Source organism: Clostridium fallax, assembly GCF_900129365.1.
Classification (GTDB): Bacteria; Bacillota; Clostridia; order Clostridiales; family Clostridiaceae; genus Clostridium_AH; species Clostridium_AH fallax.
On sequence record NZ_FQVM01000002.1, the window covers coordinates 106,111 to 123,484 of the forward strand.

At 27.6% G+C, this 17,374-nt stretch carries 17 protein-coding genes, 1 riboswitch and 1 other annotated feature (1 of these 19 cut by a window edge); of the genes, 10 read left to right on the top strand and 7 right to left on the bottom strand.

Annotated elements, in window-relative coordinates:
- The first annotated feature begins 1 nt into the window (after position 1).
- The 7 genes from rsmA (at position 2) to BUA70_RS01825 (ending at position 5,984) form a co-directional block, all read left to right on the top strand.
- Positions 2-853 (top strand): 16S rRNA (adenine(1518)-N(6)/adenine(1519)-N(6))-dimethyltransferase RsmA, encoded by an 852-nt coding sequence (rsmA, locus tag BUA70_RS01795; RefSeq protein ID WP_072892520.1) that lies wholly within the window; start codon positions 2-4, stop codon positions 851-853.
- Between the two features lie 192 nt (positions 854-1,045).
- The gene (locus BUA70_RS01800; protein WP_072892521.1) at positions 1,046-2,386 is read left to right on the top strand and encodes a DUF7922 domain-containing protein; all 1,341 of its coding nucleotides are present in this window, start codon (positions 1,046-1,048) and stop codon (positions 2,384-2,386) included.
- A 107-nt stretch (positions 2,387-2,493) separates the two neighbouring features.
- Positions 2,494-3,072, top strand: a complete 579-nt coding sequence (locus tag BUA70_RS01805) for a PsbP-related protein (RefSeq protein WP_083573429.1) — start codon at positions 2,494-2,496, stop codon at positions 3,070-3,072.
- 104 nt (positions 3,073-3,176) lie between these two features.
- Positions 3,177-3,947: a prolipoprotein diacylglyceryl transferase gene (locus BUA70_RS01810; RefSeq protein ID WP_072892522.1), complete on the top strand. Its 771-nt coding sequence runs from the start codon at positions 3,177-3,179 to the stop codon at positions 3,945-3,947.
- The gene (locus BUA70_RS01815; RefSeq protein WP_072892523.1) at positions 3,937-4,767 is read left to right on the top strand and encodes a YhfM domain-containing protein; all 831 of its coding nucleotides are present in this window, start codon (positions 3,937-3,939) and stop codon (positions 4,765-4,767) included. Before BUA70_RS01810 ends, BUA70_RS01815 begins: the two co-directional genes overlap by 11 nt.
- 12 nt (positions 4,768-4,779) lie before the next feature.
- Positions 4,780-5,622: an Mrp/NBP35 family ATP-binding protein gene (locus tag BUA70_RS01820; RefSeq protein WP_072892524.1), complete on the top strand. Its 843-nt coding sequence runs from the start codon at positions 4,780-4,782 to the stop codon at positions 5,620-5,622.
- Between the two features lie 173 nt (positions 5,623-5,795).
- Positions 5,796-5,984, top strand: coding sequence for a ferredoxin (locus BUA70_RS01825; protein ID WP_072892525.1), 189 nt, complete (start codon positions 5,796-5,798; stop codon positions 5,982-5,984).
- Positions 5,985-6,144: 160 nt separating this feature from the next.
- Here BUA70_RS01825 and thiT read toward each other — a convergent pair whose 3' ends face one another.
- The 5 genes from thiT to BUA70_RS01850 all read right to left on the bottom strand — a co-directional run bounded on the left by thiT (position 6,145) and on the right by BUA70_RS01850 (position 9,927).
- On the bottom strand, positions 6,145-6,837 hold the full coding sequence (gene thiT / locus BUA70_RS01830; protein ID WP_072892526.1) for an energy-coupled thiamine transporter ThiT: 693 nt from the start codon (positions 6,835-6,837) through the stop codon (positions 6,145-6,147).
- 85 nt (positions 6,838-6,922) lie between these two features.
- Positions 6,923-7,024, bottom strand: a riboswitch (TPP riboswitch).
- A 30-nt stretch (positions 7,025-7,054) separates the two neighbouring features.
- Complete coding sequence (locus tag BUA70_RS01835) at positions 7,055-7,264, bottom strand: hypothetical protein (protein WP_072892527.1); 210 nt, start codon at positions 7,262-7,264, stop codon at positions 7,055-7,057.
- A 66-nt stretch (positions 7,265-7,330) separates the two neighbouring features.
- Entirely contained in the window at positions 7,331-7,786 is a 456-nt protein-coding gene (locus tag BUA70_RS01840; RefSeq protein ID WP_072892528.1) for a PadR family transcriptional regulator, read from the bottom strand.
- Positions 7,787-7,789: 3 nt separating this feature from the next.
- Positions 7,790-8,635: a DegV family protein gene (locus BUA70_RS01845; RefSeq protein WP_072892529.1), complete on the bottom strand. Its 846-nt coding sequence runs from the start codon at positions 8,633-8,635 to the stop codon at positions 7,790-7,792.
- A gap of 242 nt (positions 8,636-8,877) precedes the next feature.
- On the bottom strand, positions 8,878-9,927 hold the full coding sequence (locus BUA70_RS01850; protein WP_083573430.1) for a DUF3048 domain-containing protein: 1,050 nt from the start codon (positions 9,925-9,927) through the stop codon (positions 8,878-8,880).
- A 403-nt stretch (positions 9,928-10,330) separates the two neighbouring features.
- Between BUA70_RS01850 and BUA70_RS01855 the strand changes: the two genes are divergently transcribed.
- Complete coding sequence (locus BUA70_RS01855; RefSeq protein WP_072892531.1) at positions 10,331-12,442, top strand: anaerobic ribonucleoside triphosphate reductase; 2,112 nt, start codon at positions 10,331-10,333, stop codon at positions 12,440-12,442.
- A gap of 138 nt (positions 12,443-12,580) precedes the next feature.
- Positions 12,581-13,093: an anaerobic ribonucleoside-triphosphate reductase activating protein gene (gene nrdG / locus BUA70_RS01860; RefSeq protein ID WP_423236778.1), complete on the top strand. Its 513-nt coding sequence runs from the start codon at positions 12,581-12,583 to the stop codon at positions 13,091-13,093.
- A 141-nt stretch (positions 13,094-13,234) separates the two neighbouring features.
- On the opposite strand, the gene BUA70_RS01865 is transcribed toward nrdG, so the two are convergent.
- Positions 13,235-14,128 carry an alpha/beta fold hydrolase gene (locus tag BUA70_RS01865; protein WP_072892533.1) on the bottom strand — a complete coding sequence of 298 codons (894 nt, stop codon included), beginning with the start codon at positions 14,126-14,128 and terminating at the stop codon, positions 13,235-13,237.
- Between the two features lie 144 nt (positions 14,129-14,272).
- Here BUA70_RS01865 and BUA70_RS01870 point away from each other — a divergent pair, with 144 nt between their 5' ends.
- Positions 14,273-15,748 carry a leucyl aminopeptidase gene (locus BUA70_RS01870; protein ID WP_072892534.1) on the top strand — a complete coding sequence of 492 codons (1,476 nt, stop codon included), beginning with the start codon at positions 14,273-14,275 and terminating at the stop codon, positions 15,746-15,748.
- 91 nt (positions 15,749-15,839) lie between these two features.
- Here the strand turns inward: BUA70_RS01870 and asnS are convergent, their stop codons facing one another.
- Positions 15,840-17,234 carry an asparagine--tRNA ligase gene (gene asnS, locus BUA70_RS01875; RefSeq protein WP_072892535.1) on the bottom strand — a complete coding sequence of 465 codons (1,395 nt, stop codon included), beginning with the start codon at positions 17,232-17,234 and terminating at the stop codon, positions 15,840-15,842.
- A 52-nt stretch (positions 17,235-17,286) separates the two neighbouring features.
- Positions 17,287-17,374 (bottom strand) — a binding site (T-box leader); it runs 157 nt beyond the window's last position.

Sequence of the window (17,374 nt, forward strand, 5' to 3'; positions counted from 1 at the left end):
TATGGATATAAAGGATGTAAAAACCCAAGAGTTAGTAAAGAAATATAATTTTAAGTTTTCAAAAAGTTTAGGCCAAAACTTTCTTATAGATGACTCTGTATTAAATGATATTGTTAATGGTGCAGAAGTATGTGAAGAAGATTTTGTAATAGAAATAGGTCCAGGAGTAGGAACTTTAACAGCTCAGCTTTTAAAGAAAGCTAAAAAGGTTACTGCAGTTGAATTAGATAGTGACTTAATACCTATTTTACAAAATGAATTAGGAGATAATCCTAAGTTTAGTTTAGTACATAAAGATGCTTTAAAAGTAGATTTTAATGACCTTATTGGTGATGAGAAAAGTGTTAAGCTTGTTGCTAATTTACCTTATTATGTTACTACACCTATTATAGCTAGATTATTAAATGAAGGTTATAATTTTAAATCTCTTACTATAATGATTCAAAAGGAAGTTGCAGAAAGGATAAATTCAGAACCTAATTGTAAAGAGTATGGAGCTTTATCAGTATTAGTTCAATATTACTGTAATACTTCAATTATAAGAAAAGTTCCACCAACAAGTTTTATTCCAAGACCTAAGGTAGAATCTATAGTAATAAGATTAGATAAATTAAATGAACCTAGGGTTAAGGTTTTAGATAAAAAATTATTTTTTGAAGTTGTTAGAAATGCTTTTAATATGAGAAGAAAGACTTTATGGAATGCAACAAAAGCTTTTAAGCTTGAAAAAGAAGCTTTAGAGCAAGCTTTTTTAGATGCTAATATAGATCCAAAAAGAAGAGGTGAAACTTTAAGCCTTCAAGAATTTGCAGACTTATCTAACGAAATATATAAAGCTATTCATAAAAATTAAATATATTTTTAAAGGCGTTAACTTAAATTAATTTTGAGTTAACGTCTTTATTTTTAATAGGATATTAGAAGAAAATAACATTGAAATGATATATTTACTTAAAAACAATTTAAGATAAGTGATATAGATGTATCATATTTTAGACCTTCAATCATATAATATAACGAATAAATATAAGTGGAGGTTTGAGATTTGGTACAGGGGAAATTATATAGAAGTTTTATAATATTACAAGAAGATGAAAGAGGGCACTCTGTTTCGGCGGAAAAACCTTTATCTGGGTATGCAAAGGTAGAGGTAAAACATGACAAGTGTAAGGTAACATTTTACGCTCAAAATGTTAAAAAGGATGATTATAAATGTTATATGGCTTTAATTTATGGCAAAAAAGATATGAAGCAAATAATAAATCTTGGACTTATGAACATAAATGAGCAGGGAAAATCAGAGGTTACCTGTGAGTATGATGTAAATGACATAGCTGGATTAGGACTTAGTCATGATAAGATTTCTGGAGCAGCTTTATACAAAGAGATTGACGGAAAACCTATTTTCCTAATGGTTGGATTTATGACAGGGGAAGTACCTAAAGATAATTGGAGATGTTACAAAATATTACATTGCAAAGGTAGTAGTAAAATAGATGGAAAAATAAAATATAAAGAAGAACATAAAAAATATAAAAAAGATGATGATAAGGAAGTACAAAAAGGTGAATTAAAAATTAAAATTATGGAAGAAAAGAAAATAGAATTTAAAGATGATAAAAGAGAAGAAGATACAGAAGAAGTTAAAGGAAATATAATTTATGAGGAGCAAAATGAAGAAAAGGAAGCTAAAGAAGAAGAGAAAGCTGTAAATTGCATGGAAGATAAAAGAGGAGAAGATGAAAATGAGAGTGATGAGGAATTTAATGAAGAGATAAAGAAGGAAGAATTAGAAATTAATGATATAGAAATTGACAGTAAGGATGTTAGAAATGATGATGATGTAAGTGAAGAAAGCGAAGATGAAATTAACTTTGAAGAAGATAAGTTAGATGAAAATAAATTTGATGAATATGAAAAAGAAATTTGTGATATTAATACAAGAGACTATGAAGAAGAATTTATATTAAGAGGCAGTGTAGGAGAATTTTTTGAATCTATAGTAGAAGGATTTGAAAATGTAAGAAATAAATTCAAGGATATAAAATTCTGCAAGTGGTATAAGATTCCTATTAATAATTTAGATGTTATGTGTAATGTATCTAATTACAATAAATATACAACATTATACTATCCAATGATTAATTATTATCCATATATAAAAAAATATGGTCATTTTATGGTAGGATTTAAATGCGATGAAGCAGGAAAAGTACAGTACTTAGTTTATGCAATTCCAGGTAAGAAAGATAAAATGGAGCAGCCATATGGTGGAAAGTCTGGCTTTGTTACATGGGCTCAAGATTCTTCACAAGATATGAATATGGGATACTGGTTAATGTTTTATGATTTTAAAAATTCAATGGTAGTTGTTCCAATGAAATAATTATATTGGCTGAATGAGGAGTCTAACTTTTCATCAGCCTTAATTTTTACCTATAAAAATTTTTGTTATTTTAATAAAAATTACAGTTATTAATTTAGGGGGATGAAATGAAGAAATTTATGAACAGAAAACAATTAGGAATGACCATACTTCTTATAGGGCTTATAGTGGTTTTATATGGGGCTCAAATAGGGCTTAATAATAAATTGAAATTTGCATCATTAACAGCATATAACATAAAAGAATTTAAAGAATTTAATATAGAAAAAACTAATTATTGTTATTCATTGCCGGATAATTGGTTTATAGAAGAGAAAAAATATCCAGGAAATTATATATTGGATCATAAGGATTTAAAAAGCGATGAACTTGGAATAAATGGATATATTCAAATTTTAAGTTCTGATAAAACTATTAAGGAAATTGTATTAAAAGATAAAGAAAAAATAGAAAATAAAATAGAAGATTATGAAAAGGTACAGCTAGAGATTAAAGGAAGGGAATCTATAAAGGTGACATATAAGGAAAAACTTAAAGCTGGAAAGACTATATTTTTTATAGTATATTATTTAAAATTAGACGAAAATAAAATAGCAAAGGTTAGTTTTAATGTTGAAGAAAATAAATATAAGGAAGATTTTAATGATATTTTTGAGGCTATAGTGGATAGTATTAACAAAAAGTAAATTATTTGCTTTAAGATAATAATAGTATTATAATTTAATGGTATAGGAGAAGCTAAGCTTCTCCTATTTCGATAGTAAAATAAAAAATTAGAGGTGGTGAAAGCGTGAAGCCGATATTATTTGAAATTTTTGGCTTTGATGTTTATGGTTATGGTTTAATGATAGCTATAGGAATTTTATCTGCTGTTTTTCTTTTTACAAAGAGAGCTAAAAAAAGAAATTATGATGAAGATAAAATCTTTAATATGACTATAATAGCTATAATAGCAGGGATATTAGGTGGAAAAATATTATATATAATAACAGATTTCAAATATGTTATTGAAGATCCATCAGTTGTATTTAGAGATTTTGGCTTAGGATTTGTAATATATGGAGCTATTATAGCAGGTGTATTATCAGTATATTTATATTGTAGAGCTCAAAAGTGGAATGCTTTAGAAGTATTTGATTTAGTTGTTCCAGGGTTAGCATTAGCTCAAGGATTTGGAAGAATAGGATGTTTTTTTGCAGGATGTTGTTATGGTGCAGAAACACATTCACATATAGGAATTATATTTCCGAAGGATTCACTAGCACCATCAGGGGTTCCGTTATACCCAACTCAATTAATGTCTTCAGGGTTTGATTTTCTACTAGCCATATTTTTGCTATGGTATGATAGAAAAAACAATAAATCAGGAAGAGTATTTGCTATGTACCTAATATTATATAGTATTGGAAGATTCTTTGTTGAATTTTTAAGAAATGATCCAAGAGGGAATGTAGGAGTTTTATCAACTTCTCAATTTATAGCTATAATTACTTTGATTTTAGGATTAGCAATATTTAATATTCATAAAATTAGAGGGAGAATGATAAAAGGTGAAAAATAAAAGAATACCTTTTTTAATTGTAATACTTATAATCTTTAGTACTCTTTTTACTGGTTGCAAGACTTTAGATAAACTTCAAGTTAAATTAGGATTTAGAAATAATGATTTTGAGTTTATAAAGGAAGAAAAAGTAGATAAAATTGTAATTCAAAGTACTAGAGGTACGGGATTTAGATTTATGGTAACAGATCCAATAACAATTAATGAGGTGTATGAATTTTTATCTTCAGCATCTCCAGCTAAAACCACTACAAATCTAAATTCAGATTATGTTTTTGAGATGTATATGGGAGATGAAGTTAAAAAATATAATTATGTTGTTGGAATTAATAAAAGAGGAGTTGGAAACTTCTATGATGAGAATCATAGTTATGTAGTTTCTAAGAGATTAGATAATGATATAATTAGAAATCTATCTTTTATAAGAAAACCTAGAGAATTTGAAAAGGTATATTATCCATCAATATTAGAAGTTTTAACAAAAAATAAAGATAAATTAAATGAAGGAAATAAAAAAATTGGTATAGATATAGAAGGTGACATTGATTGTGCTCAATATCTATTATCTGTAGATTTAGAGGACTTTAAAAGAAAGTTACAATCAATAATTCCAAATGCATCTTTGATGAATCGTGATAGAGAGAATTATGATGTGATAGTAACTGTAAAAAATCAGGGATATAAAACTACCACATTTAAAACAATAATAACTATTGAAGATAAAAAAGAAAAAAGTCAAACCAACTATTATGTTACTTGTGAATATTATGGTAATGATTGGAATATAAAAGTAGACACTAAAAAGCCAGATAGTTGGTAGGAGGAGGAGACTATGTCAAATTGTTCAACATGTGCTAGTAAAGACTCATGCGCTAGTAAAGGAAAATCAAATTTATGTGTAAAGGTATTACCTAAGTATGGTAATGTCAAAAATATAATAGGAGTTATAAGTGGAAAAGGTGGAGTTGGAAAATCTACAGTAACTGGTATATTAGCTACTCAATTAGCTAAAAAAGGCTACAAAGTAGGAGTTCTTGATGCAGATATAACAGGACCATCAATGCCAAGATTTTTTGGAATAAATAAAGAAAGAGCTAAAATGGTAGCTGTTGATGAAAAGCAAGAAAAGTTTAAATTTATACCTGTTGAAACTAAAAGAGGAATAAAAGTTATATCAATGAATCTTTTAACACCAGATGAGGATCAACCAGTTATATGGAGGGGTCCAGTAATTACAGGGGTTTTAAATCAAATGTATGAAGAAACTGATTGGGGAGATTTAGACTATCTTTTAATAGATATGCCTCCAGGAACAGGAGATACAGCATTAACAGTTATGCAAAGTTTCCCACTAAAAGAAATCATAATGGTTTCAACACCTCAAGATATGGTTTCAATGATAGTAAAAAAAGTTGCTATTATGGCCGAAAAAATGGGAGTACCAGTTAGAGGTGTAGTAGAAAATATGGCCTACATAGTTTGTGAAGATTGTGGCAAAAAGATAAAAGTATTTTCAAAGAAATCTTCAGAAGAGCATGCTGAATATTTAAATTTACCTTTATTATGTGAATTACCAATAAATCTTGATCTTACAGAAGCATTAGAACAAGGTAAAGCTGAAGAATACGTATGGGATAATGGATTATATGAAATGGTATTTGGTGTTTTATATTAATTCATAAAATATAAATAAACTATTTTAAAATTTAAAGTACACCCTATAGAGTAGATTAATAAAGTCTATTTTATAGGGTTTTTTATTTTAAAATTATATAATTTTTGTAGTATAAAATATATAAATAATAGGTAAAATAAGTTCATAGAATTACTTAGAGAGGAGATAAGTACATGGAAGCTAAAGTAGATAAGGAATTATGTATTAGTTGTGGATTATGTCCTACAGTATGCCCAGAGGTTTTTGAAATAGAAGGTGATGGTAAGGCTGGAGTACTAGTAGATCAAATTCCAGATGGAGTAGAAGATCAAGCTAGAGAAGCACAAGAAGGATGTCCCGTTGATGCTATAGATATCTTTTAAAAAGCAAAGAGATAAATATTAATTATTATATGAAAAAGACAATACCTTAAAATTAATCTTAAGGTATTGTCTAATTTTTTATATACATTTATATAAAATAATAGATTTAATTATGAATTAAGGGTCATTTTAATTTATATAATACTCTAAAATATTATTATCATGCTAATTTAGATTTATAATTATTTCCTACGGTTTTTATCAGTCTTTGTACAGGCAAGAAGTATAATATTACTAAGCATATAATTCCATCGGCACCAATAACGGATCCGTTTACTACAAGAGAGTAAATCCAAGGTGACATGCCTTCTGGTGCAAAGCTTCCAAAGAATGCAACTCCAGAAATGAAGTGACATAAAAATCTAGCAAAGATGGCTATAAAAGCGCCTAGCATTTTTCTATTTCTAAAAAATCCTGTAAGACCTAAGCACATATATGGTAAAGGATAATCAAAAAGTACTTGTACAGGGTTTAGTATATAAGGATCCATAATCATATTTATAATTCCAAATAAAAATCCTGTTAACATACCAATATAAGGCCCATACATAAAGCCAATTAGTAGTATAGGAATCATACTTCCTAAAGTAACACTGCCGCCCTGTGGAAATTTATAGATTTTAAGAGAGTGTAGTATTACAGTAAGAGCAAGAACCATACCTATTCTAGCTATTAATTTGGTATCAAACTTAATCTTTTTTGCTTTAAAGATTAATACAAAGATAGCCATGCATCCTAGTATAGTTACTAAACTTATAGGATTTGTAAATATTTTTTCTAAGTTTACAGGTGAATTAGCAAACTTAGACATACTTTTCGAGAATTGATTAAATATCTCGTGTAAATTTAACATAAAAAGTTACCCCCTATTTTGTGCATTAGGGTAAAGTCATTCGATATTAAATAAAAAACCTTATTCGTAAGAATAAGGTTAAAATCTAAATGACTTATCGCTTTCCTACGCTGGTATTATCCAGATCAGGTATATGAGGGTTAATGAAAATTCATCTCTCAGCCTAAAGGCACCCCTAGCACAAATATTATATTATAATTTTATTGTAATAATATAACTATAATAAATCAAGTGTATTATTATTTAATATACTATTTTTTTTCAAATTATGACTTTCAAAATCAGAATATGGAGAAAAAGGAATATCAATGATATCTCCTGAACGTATATTTTCAGGTAACTTTGTAACAGAAATATCAAAGGCAGTTCCATCTTCTAATGAAACTAGTGCATCTAAAGAGTTAAGTTCTAATATTTTACATTTCAAAGTATATCACCTCATTATGATTATTATTATTATTTTTAACCATAATGAGGTGTTTATTCATAAATTTTAATGATATAAATCTTTATAAATTATTTTAAAAACTTCTAAAGATTCTTCAATTTTTTCTTTAAGAAGATCTTTTTTATGCTTTAATTCTTTTAATCCTTCATCAGTAAGAGTGTATATTTTTTGAAACTTTTTTTTAGGATCATCCCATTCACCTTCGATTAATCCTTGCTTCTCTAATTTTTTTAGCAAAGGATATATCCCTCCAGTGCTAGGAATCCATAATCCATTAGTACGTTCTCCAATTTTATGGGCAATGTCATTACCATTAGTCGAACCTAAGCTTAGTATAAATAATACATAAATAGGAAGTAAACCTTTAGTAAATACTTGACCTACAGCTTCATTTTCTTTTTGAACTTTTTTAAGTTCTGCTAATTTATTTTTATATTCTTCGTAGAGTCTTTTTTCTTCAGACTTTATGTGATCTTTATTATTAAAATCAAAGCTACCCATTAATTAAAAACCTTTTTCTATGCAAACTCCAATTAATCCAGGACCGGTATGAACTCCAAGAGCAGGTCCTATTTTTTCCAAGCGGCATTCTTCTATATTTGAATATGAAGATAAAATCTCTTGCATCTTTTCGCCATCTTCTCTTGCTCCGCCTTCTAGTACACAAATTTTACATTTGCCTTTAGAAGAAAAATTCTCTACTATTTGCTTAAGCTTAGATAAGGCTTGCTTTCTGCCACGAGCTTTAGAGTAAGTATAGTAAGATCCATCTTCTCCAACAGAAATTATAGGTTTTAAGTTTAGAAGTTCTGCTATAGTACCAGCAACTTTACCTATTCTACCACCTTTTTTTAGATATTCTAATGTATCTAAAGTAAAGAATCCAGTCATTTTTTCTTGGATTTTTGGAAGTGCAGCAACTATATCTTCATAGCTACAGCCTTTTTGAACCATTTTTGCAGCTTCTAAAACTGTATTTCCTTCCATCATACTAAGGGTTTTTGTATCGAATATATATGAAGTTAATTCAGGATGATTTTCTAAAACAAATCTTAAACTATTATAAGTACCAGATAAAGCACTTGATATGTTTATGGATATAATATGAGTATATCCTTCATCTTTTAACTTACATAATAAGTTATTTGCATACTCCATATCTGGTAATGACGTTGTAGGTATTTCCTCAGATAATTTTGAATAAACTTCATCTGGAGATATTTCTAATCTATCTAAATATTCTTTTTCCTTATATATGATTCTAAAAGGAATAAGATTTATATTATATTTCTTTAAAATTTCTTTTGATAAATCACATCCACTGTCTGTTAAAATTGCGATTTTTTGCAAGGTAAATTCCTCCTTAAAAAGTTATATTTAATTAATTAAATTATATCACAATTGATAACTATATCAATACTGATATAGTTTAACATTATCAATACTGATATAGTTTTGTAGAAAAATAAATTGTCATAAATAATAAGATCAATTAAAAATTAAATTTAATACTAATAAATATGACAATTAATTAAGTTTATAAATAAAGGCATAATAGATTTTACAATAAATATATTAAGTTAAAATTAGATTTATTCTTTAATATTTAAATTAACTTCAGGGTCTATTATATGCCAAATAGTATGTCCGGAAGACAAGGGAATTTTATTGTTATTTTTATCTAATAATTCTGTAGAACTATTTTTATCTTTCTTTTTCCATTTTACATTCTGGACTTTTCCTTTAGAAATAACAAAAGCATCTCCTTCTCCTATGAAGTTTATTTCTAAATGGCCTTTATCATCTTTTACTTTAGTTTTAGCTTTTTGAATTACTATATTATCAAAAGATAATGGCTTATTATTTAGGCTATCTATAGCTTCTTTTCCATCCATAAACTTATAGTATTTATTATCTTTATATTTATAAGATGTATTGTATCCAGATGATTGCTTTAAGTATAAACTTGTACAAGAACTACTTTTATTATTTTTCCAAAATTCATCATCAAATATGATAGGTGAGAATGTATCATATTTAATTTTCTTTTCTGATATATATTTAGTAATTTTATCAGAAGAAGTAAATAGATTATGAGGAGGAGATAGTTTATTTTCTCTCCAAAAGTAACTAGCATTTTTTATTTCATCTATTGTTTTTGAAGAGGTATCACTTGATATAGAAGCTAGAGCTTCTTCACTACCGCCACAATGAGCTATAGGAAGATTATATTCATTAGATATATCAAGAAAATAAGGTCTTATACTTCTTATAGGACCTATTTTATTTGGCTGATTTTTATAAAATAAAGCTAAAAAACGAGGTATTCCTCCTTCAGCTAAAGTTTCATATACAATTTCAGCTTGTGATAGACCAGATTGAGGTCTTGCAGCTTTAGAATTTTCTATAATAGCCATAAAGGGAATGTTATTTTTACTATTATCATTTAGTAGACTTCCTGAGTAAGGAGATATATTATCTATTAAAGATTTAGGCGCTGATTTATCCTCTGATATTGCAGGAGGAGCCTCTCTTCTATATATTACAGGGCTTGTTTCTTTTGGCTTTTTAGATCTTTCTAAGGAACATCCTAAAAATGTAGTTGAAACTATTATAGGTATTAATACCAAAGCTTTATTCATATATATCACTCCTACTATATTAGTTAATATTAATATTTATTAGTGATACAAAATTTTTATGATAATATTAATAAATTTAATATTTATTAATATTAACTTTAAAATATATTATTTTTATGATAAAATTTTTATTTTTATTAGTAATAAAAAATAAATTTTAAATATTTATTTTATGAAATGAAATTTTAATTTTGCTATATTAGTAAAGACAATATTTGTATCTAATAATATATTTTTAGTGTTTATGTCAACATAGAGAAATATTCAAAAAAACGAAAAAAAAGAAGAATGAGTGATGTAAAACAAAATACTATGGAAAGAATCTATAATGTAAAATTGCTATAAAAAATATTGTGAAGTATAATAAGTCGGTACAATATATAGTGTTGTGGGGGTAGTGAGTATGCTAAATGTTGTAAAACGTGACGGTAGAGAAGTAAATTTTAATGCTGAGAAAATTGCAAAAGCAATAAGAGGATCAGCTAGAGAAATAAGATATAATTTAAAAGAGAGTCAAGTATTAGACATTGTACAAAAAGTTATTAATTATATAGAAATGTCCGAAAAAGAAAAAGTTACTGTTGAAGAAATTCAAAATTTAGTACAAAAAGCTTTAAGAGATATGGGATTTTCAGAAATAGCTATTGCATATTCTGCATATAGAACTGAAAGAACAAAAGTAAGAGAAATTAAATCAGATCTTATGAAAGCTATAAGTAAAATCGGTGTTGAAACTGATAGAGATAATGCTAATGTAGGAAATAATTTCTCATCAAAGCTTTTAAGAATAGCATCAGAATCAAATAAGTGGCATAATCTAGCTATAATGCCAAAGCATTTAGCTAAGGCTCATGAAAATGGAGATGTTTACTATCATGATTTAGATAGCTATAATTTAACAACAAACTGTCTTCATATTCCAACAAGGGAAATGCTTGAAAATGGATTTAATACTGGATATGGAACAATAAATAAACCAAGAAGAATAGAAACAGCAGCAGAACTTTCATGTATACTTCTTCAATCAACACAAAATGATATGTTTGGAGGTCAGTCACATCCTGACTTTGATAATGATATGGCTATTTTTGTTGAGCCAACAAGAAAAGAAGTCAGAGAAGAGTTAGTGGAATTAGGTATAGAGGAAGAAAAGCTCGAAGAATTAGTTGAAAAAAAGCTTAGAAAAAGAGTTGCTCAAGCTATGCAAGGAGTAGTTTATAATCTTAATACAATGCATTCAAGAGCAGGTTCTCAAGTGCCTTTTAGTTCAATTAATATAGGAATTCCACATTCTGAAGATGCTGCTTTAGTATGTGAAGTATTTTTAATAGAGTATGAAAAGGGATTAGGAAAGGGAGAGCAACCGATTTTCCCAAATATAATCTTTAGAGTAAAAGAAGGAGTTAATAGAGAAGAGGGAGATCCTTATTTTTATTTATTTAAATTAGCTTGTAGAGTTGCAGCTAAAAGAATGAATCCAACTTTTATGAATATAGATGCGGACTTTAATAAGGAATACTATGATAAGGGATATATGCCAGCTACTATGGGATGTAGAACTTATATAATGAAAAATGTAAATGGAGATCATGGATGTAAAGGAAGAGGAAACATAGCTCCAACTACAATAAATTTACCAAGGATAGGAATATTAGCAAAAGGTGATGAAAAGGTATTTTTTCAATTATTAAAAGAAAAACTAGATCTTGCAAAAGAATCATTAATGCATAGATATTCAATTCTTAAAAACTTAAAAGTAAAAGATTTACCTTTTGTTGCAGGACAAGGACTTATGAAGGGCGCAGAGGGACTAGGTTCAGAAGATTCAATAGAGCCAATATTAAAACAAGGAAGTTGGGCTATAGGATTTATAGGACTTGCAGAAACTTTAATAGCTCTAACAGGTAAGCATCATGGTGAAGATAATAAATCTAAGGATTTAGGAATTAAGATAATTTCTTTTATAAGAGATTATACAGATAATCTAACAGAGGAAACTAAGCTTAATTGGAGTACTTATGCAACACCAGCAGAAGGATTATCAGGTAAATTTATAAAGCAAGATCAAAAAAGATTTGGTAAAATAGAAGGTGTTACAGATAAGGATTATTATACAAATTCATATCATATACCTGTTGGTTACCCTATATCAATAAGAAAGAAGATTGATATAGAAGCACCATATCATAAATTATGTAATGGTGGACATATAAGTTATATTGAAGTAGATGGCTCACCAGAAGATGAAGATATAATGAATATAATCCATTATGCATATAAGCATACTAATATAAGTTATGTAGGTATTAATTTTCATATAAGGTATTGCAAAAATTGTGGTACTTATTTAAATAATGGAGAAAGTAAATGCACAAACTGTGGAAGTTATGATATACAGGGTATTTCAAGAGTTACTGGATATTTAAGTTTAGATGAAAGATTTGGTCCAGGTAAATTCGAAGAAAGACAAGATAGAGTAACTCATACAGAAAATCATGTTAATACTTATAATTAATATTTGATAAAATAACTAAAATTTTTAATAGAGATTAATGCTATATAGAAGCTTTAATCTCTTTTTTATATAATTTAAATTATTAATAAAGAAACAATTATATTTTAATAAAAATTAATAAATATGGGATGTGATATTTTGAATAATAAGGAGCTAAGATTAGCTGGTATAACTTATGAAAGTCTCGTAAATGGACCTGGAATAAGAAGAGTGTTTTTTGCTCAAGGTTGTAAACATAATTGCAAAGGATGTCATAATCCTGAAACACATGACTCTAACGGTGGAAAAATATTTAATATAGATGATCTTGTTAGAGAGGTAAAGGATGACTTTATTATTAAAGGAGTCACTTTTAGTGGAGGAGATCCTTTTGAGCAGGCAGAAGGATTTTACTATTTAGCAGAAGAGCTTAAAAAACTTAAAATAAATATATGGTGTTATACTGGATATACTTTTGAGTACATATTAAAAAATAAAATTAATAGGGCTTGCTGGAATAAGCTACTTAACAGTATAGATATATTAGTAGATGGAAAGTTTGAAGAAGAAAAGATGAATGAAACATTAAAATTTAGAGGTTCTAGTAATCAAAGAATTATAGATGTAAAGGAAAGTATTAAGTTAGGTAGAGTAATAACATTAGATTATTAAAAAGTCGGTAATTTACCGACTTTTTTACTTCAATAATAAGTTTTTTATTTATATAGAGTAATATTAAATATAAATTTTATCCACTTATTTTTTATTTATAATTGAGAGATTTGTGGATTATTTATCTAACTTGTGGATAATTTAGAGAAACTTATTAACTTCATTTACAAATAAAGTTGGTGATTCTATAAATGGAAAATGACCACAATTTTCAATAAATATTAGTTTGCTATTAACTATATCATTCTTAAAATTATATGCAAAATCTAAAGGTATAGTGGAATCTTTTATTCCCCAAATTATTAATGTAGGGATTTGTATATTTTTTATATTATCTTTTATTAAGTTTGTATCATTCATTTTAAAAATCTTTTCTATAGATTTAGTGCTTAAATTTAAATTATTATATAGATTTTCCTCAAATATATCATAATCTAATGTTTTTTTATGAAAGAATTGAAAAGAGTATTTCAATAATTGAACAGGATAATTTAGATATAGTGGTTTCATAATAAATCCTGGAATATTTGATTTACTAATACTTTCATAACCTGAACTATTTACAAGTATAAGTTTATTTATATTGTTTTGAAAATCTAAACATAAATTTAGTGCTACCTCTCCACCTTCAGAATGGCCCAAAACAGAATAATTGGTATACCCTAAATAATTCATAAGGGAGTTACAAATAAAAGCCATATTCTTCTTTGAGTAATCTATATCAGAATCTTTATCAGAAAGTCCAAATCCTATAAGATCTATAGATACAACCTTATGATTAATACTTAATTCATTAGCAATGTTATCAAAGTCTTTAGAGGATTGAAAAAAATCATGTATTAATAATATGGGAGATCCATTTTCGCCAAACTCTTTATAATTTATATTTATATTATTTAATTTTATTTGCTTTGAGTTTGTTGAGTTAAGGGAATATGTATCTATAATAAAAAGATTACCTATAAAACTTATTATGGCAAAAAGTATTATAGTTATAGATAAAAAAGTAAATAAATTTTTTATAAGGGTTTTCATTTAAAAACTCCCTTCATATTTTTAGAATTTATATTTCTATAAATATTATACAAAATTCAATTAAAAATTGGAAATAATAAAATATTGTGCTATAGTATGGATAAATACTGAATATTATGAGAATTTATATTAAGAGGTGATTTTATGAAAATAACATTTAATAATTTTTCATGTTTACAAGGGGATGGAGTTATAGTTCCTATTTTAGAGGATAAATTAATTACACCTAATGATGAAATTAATAATATGTTAGCTCATCTTAAAGACTCAGAGAAATTTGAAGGTAAAAAAGGAGAGATTTTTACTTTTACAAGAACTTGTGGCGAAGGAAAAATTCAAGATATTATAGTTGTAGGCCTTGGAAGGGATAAAGAACTTAACAATGAAATAATAAGAAAATCTTTAGGTTCTGCTTGTAAAAAAGCTATAGCATTAAAATGTAAGAAGGTATTTATTAAGATTATAAATTCTACAGTTATTAGTGAAAAAGATATTATAAAAAGCATGGTAGAAGGATTAGGTCTTGCAGAGTATAGCTTTAATAGATACAAAAAGGATAAAAAAGAAAATTCTTTAGATTTTACATTAGGAAATACAGAAAAAGAAAATCAAGAAGATAATAAGATAAATGAATATATAAAAGAAGCTAAACTTTTAGTTGAAGCTACTATTATAGCAAGAAATTTAACTAACGAACCAGCAAATATTTTATATCCAGAAACATTAGTTGAAAGAGTAGGAGAAATAGGAAGAGAAAGTGGTTTTGAAGTTGAAGTCTTTGATGAAAAGCAAATAAAATCATTAAAGATGGATGCTTTTCTTTCAGTTGCAAAGGGTTCTGATAACCCACCTAGATTAATAGTTATGAGATACAATGGAAATCCACAAGACAGTAATATATTAGGTCTTGTTGGTAAGGGATTAACTTATGATTCAGGTGGATATTCTATTAAACCAACAGATGGTATGGTAACTATGAAAGGTGATATGGGTGGAGCTGCTTCTGTTATAGGTACAATGTCAGCTATTGCTAAAAGTAATTTAAGGATTAATGTAGTTGCTGTAGTTGCAGCTTGTGAAAATTTAATTTCTGGAAGAGCTTATAAACCAGGAGATATAATTGGATCTATGGCTGGAAAAACTATAGAAGTTTTAAATACTGATGCAGAAGGAAGATTAACTTTAGTAGATGCTGTAAACTATATAATAGAAAAGGAAAATGCTGACGAAGTTATAGATATTGCAACATTAACTGGAGCTGCAGTAGTTGCTTTAGGAGATAAAGTAACTGCAGTGGTTTCAAATAATAATGAATTTTATAATGAATTAGAAGAGGCAGCTAAGGTTACAGGAGAAAAGTTCTGGAGATTACCTTATTTTGATGAATATAAAGAACAAATAAAATCAGAAATAGCAGATTTAAAAAATCTTGGTGGAAAGTATGGTGGAGCAATAACTGCTGGAGCATTTGTTGGTGAGTTTGTAAAAGATAAGCCATGGCTACATCTTGATATAGCTGGTACTGCATGGGCAGATTCAGCAAGTGAATATTCAATAAAAGGTGGAACTGGAGTCCCAGTTAGAACAATATATCAATTAATAAAAAATAGACAAAAATAGGATTATATTAATTAAGGATTTCTAAATATATGAAAAGGAGTATCTTTTGATGAAAAAATTCATTAAAAGATACTCTTTTGTATATGAATAATTAGAATTCACATTGTCCAGTTGTTCTTGGGAATGGAATTACATCTCTTATATTTGACATACCAGTTATATACATTATTAATCTTTCAAAACCTAGACCATATCCTGAGTGAACAGTTTCACCGTATTTTCTAAGTTCTAAATACCACCAATAGTCTTCTTTATTTAAGTTAAGCTCTTCAAGTCTCTTTTCAAGAAGATCAAGTTTTTCTTCTCTTTGGCTACCACCTATTATTTCTCCAATTCCTGGAACTAAGCAGTCCATAGCAGCAACTGTTTTTCCATCTTCATTTAACTTCATATAGAATGCCTTTATTTCTTTTGGATAATCAATAACAAAAACAGGCTTTTTAAATATTTCTTCTGTTAAATATCTTTCATGTTCTGTTTGAAGATCTATACCCCACTCAACTGGATATTCAAATTCTTTTTGAGAATTCTTAAGTAAGTTTACAGCTTCAGTATAAGTAACTCTACCAAAGTCTGAGCTCACAACGTGATTTAATCTTTCCAATAATCCTTTATCAATAAATTGGTTAAAGAATGCAAGTTCCTCAGGACATTGTTCCATAACGTATTTTATAACGTATTTTAACATATCTTCAGCTAATTCCATATTGTCTTGAAGATCAGCAAAAGCCATTTCAGGTTCTATCATCCAGAATTCAGCAGCGTGTCTTGCTGTGTTTGAATTTTCAGCTCTAAATGTAGGACCAAAAGTGTATATATTTCTGAAAGCTAAAGCATAACATTCACCATTTAATTGACCAGAAACTGTTAAGTTAGTTTCTTTACCAAAGAAATCCTTTGAATAGTCTACAGCACCATTTTCAGCTAAAGGAGGATTTTTTGGATCTAGAGTTGATACTCTAAACATTTCTCCTGCACCTTCACAGTCACTTCCTGTTATAAGTGGTGTATGAACATATACAAAGTTTCTTTCATTAAAGAACTTGTGTATAGCATAAGCTGCAACTGAACGTACTCTAAATACTGCTGAGAAAGCATTACTTCTTGGTCTTAAATGAGCAATTGTTCTTAAGTATTCAAATGTATGTCTTTTCTTTTGAAGTGGAAAATCAGAAGATGACATACCCTCTATTGATATTTCTTCTGCATGTATTTCAAATGGTTGCTTTGCATCAGGAGTAGCAACTAATTTACCTGTAACTGCTATAGATGAACTTATAGGTAATTTTGAAACCTCTTTAAAGTTATCAAGTTTTGAATCAAAAACTATTTGAACGTTTTTAAAGAAAGAACCATCATTTACTTCTATAAAACCAAAGGCGTTTGATGATCTTAAAGTTCTTATCCATCCTGAAATTTTTACTGTTTTATCAAGATAATCATTAGTATTTCTATATAATGATTTTACTAATATTGATTTTTCCATTTATAAATCCTCACTTTCATAATAAATTGCAATAAAAAAACCCTTCATCCCATAATGGGACGAAAGGTATAATTTCGCGGTACCACCCAAATTGTCATTATAAATGACCAACTCGTAAGCACAAAATGCTGTTCATAAAT

What these genes read in the sequence shown, in the direction of transcription:
- rsmA (WP_072892520.1), top strand. Translation starts at nt 2, where the DNA reads ATGGATATAAAGGATGTAAAAACCCAAGAGTTAGTAAAGAAATATAAT.
- BUA70_RS01805 (WP_083573429.1), top strand. Translation starts at nt 2,494, where the DNA reads ATGAAGAAATTTATGAACAGAAAACAATTAGGAATGACCATACTTCTT.
- BUA70_RS01820 (WP_072892524.1), top strand. Translation starts at nt 4,780, where the DNA reads ATGTCAAATTGTTCAACATGTGCTAGTAAAGACTCATGCGCTAGTAAA.
- BUA70_RS01825 (WP_072892525.1), top strand. Translation starts at nt 5,796, where the DNA reads ATGGAAGCTAAAGTAGATAAGGAATTATGTATTAGTTGTGGATTATGT.
- thiT (WP_072892526.1), bottom strand. Translation starts at nt 6,837, where the DNA reads ATGTTAAATTTACACGAGATATTTAATCAATTCTCGAAAAGTATGTCT.
- BUA70_RS01840 (WP_072892528.1), bottom strand. Translation starts at nt 7,786, where the DNA reads ATGGGTAGCTTTGATTTTAATAATAAAGATCACATAAAGTCTGAAGAA.
- BUA70_RS01850 (WP_083573430.1), bottom strand. Translation starts at nt 9,927, where the DNA reads ATGAATAAAGCTTTGGTATTAATACCTATAATAGTTTCAACTACATTT.
- BUA70_RS01855 (WP_072892531.1), top strand. Translation starts at nt 10,331, where the DNA reads ATGCTAAATGTTGTAAAACGTGACGGTAGAGAAGTAAATTTTAATGCT.
- BUA70_RS01865 (WP_072892533.1), bottom strand. Translation starts at nt 14,128, where the DNA reads ATGAAAACCCTTATAAAAAATTTATTTACTTTTTTATCTATAACTATA.
- BUA70_RS01870 (WP_072892534.1), top strand. Translation starts at nt 14,273, where the DNA reads ATGAAAATAACATTTAATAATTTTTCATGTTTACAAGGGGATGGAGTT.
- asnS (WP_072892535.1), bottom strand. Translation starts at nt 17,234, where the DNA reads ATGGAAAAATCAATATTAGTAAAATCATTATATAGAAATACTAATGAT.